At 65.3% G+C, this 1,367-nt stretch carries 2 protein-coding genes; both read left to right on the forward strand.

The features are described 5' to 3' along the window. Positions 1–4: 4 nt before the first annotated feature. Positions 5–172: a 4-hydroxythreonine-4-phosphate dehydrogenase PdxA gene (locus A3764_RS24400; RefSeq protein ID WP_269085040.1), complete on the forward strand. Its 168-nt coding sequence runs from the start codon at positions 5–7 to the stop codon at positions 170–172. Then, positions 169–1,173, forward strand: a complete 1,005-nt coding sequence (locus A3764_RS23645) for an FAD-binding oxidoreductase (protein WP_067952182.1) — start codon at positions 169–171, stop codon at positions 1,171–1,173. The genes A3764_RS24400 and A3764_RS23645 overlap by 4 nt, the downstream gene beginning before the upstream one ends. The last annotated feature ends 194 nt before the right edge of the window (positions 1,174–1,367 follow it).

Raw genomic sequence — 1,367 nt, forward strand, 5'->3', positions numbered from 1 at the left:
CCATATCCCGGTCAAGCTGCTGGCCGGGCGCAGTTCGGCGGCGATGTCGATCGGCTCCGGGCTGGTCTTTTCCAGTGTCGGGCACGGTGCGGCGTTCGATATTGCGGGTAAGGGTCAGGCGTCCAGCGATGCGGCGGTCGCCGCGATCAGGCTTGTCGGAGGTATTCAGTGAGTTTTCGTATAACCGTCACCGACCATGACGATATCGGCTTCGACTGCGAAGAGGACGAAACCGTCCTCGACGCGGCTGATCGCGCGGGCTACGCCATTCCCTACTCATGCCGCAAGGGCGTGTGTTCGTCCTGCGAAGGCGGAATCGCGGCGGGCGAGGCGATGGTGCGCGGGCAGGGGGTTCAGGCCGGTCCCGCCGAGGGCGTCAAGCTGTGCCAGGCCCGTCCGCTGACCGATCTTCAGATCACGCCGACCCGGATCCAGAAGGTGGAGCCGGTGGAGCGCAAGACGCTGGAGGCGAAGGTGCGAAAGATCACCCGCCCGGCGCCGGACGTGGCCGTGATCCAGTTCCGCCTGCCGATCGGGCAACGCGCGCCGTTCCGCGCCGGTCAATACCTGCGGGTGGTGATGGAGGACGGCGACAGCCGCAACTACTCCATGGCGAACCCGCCGCAGAAAAACGACGGGATCGAGCTGCATATCCGGCATGTGCCGGGCGGCAAGTTTTCGGAGCAGGTGCTGAGCAAGCTGGACAAGGGCCAGTTCCTGACCGTCGAGCTGCCTTATGGCGAGTTCTGCCTGTCTGACAACGACGATATGAACGCGGTTCTGCTGGCCACCGGCACCGGGTTTGCCCCGATAAAATCGCTGATCGAGAACCAGATCGCGCTGGGGGCCGAGCGACCGCTGAAGCTTTATTGGGGTGTCAATACCGAGGCCGATCTTTACATGGCCGATGTCGCCGCCCGCTGGGCCGCGGCGCATCCCTGGATCAGCTTCACGCCGGTCATCTCGTCGCCTTCGGACGGCTGGGACGGGCGCACCGGGTTCGTCCACCGCGCGGTGCTGGAGGACATTCCCGACATGAGCAATGTCGAGGTCTATGCCTGCGGTGCGCCGGTGATGATCGACGCGGCGCGCTCGGAATTCGAGGCCGAGGCCGGGCTAGCCAAAGATCGCTTTTTCAGCGATGCCTTCGTGGCGTCGGGCGACGAGGAATAAGTCTGCTTTCGGGCCCGTCCCGCTTTCTGGACTTATTCCGGTCCCCGTGGCACGGTGCGGCCTCGACGGGGTTCTCAAGCGCCGGAGAAGGGTGGAGCTCGGATGACGGGGACAACGGAAAAAGACGGGGGCACGGCGACGAAATCGCGCGCGCCCGAGGGGATGGCGGGGCTGGCCAAGGGCCTGGCCATCAT

The organism is Sulfitobacter sp. HI0129 (genome assembly GCF_001635395.1).
In the GTDB taxonomy this organism is placed as follows: Bacteria; Pseudomonadota; Alphaproteobacteria; order Rhodobacterales; family Rhodobacteraceae; genus Sulfitobacter.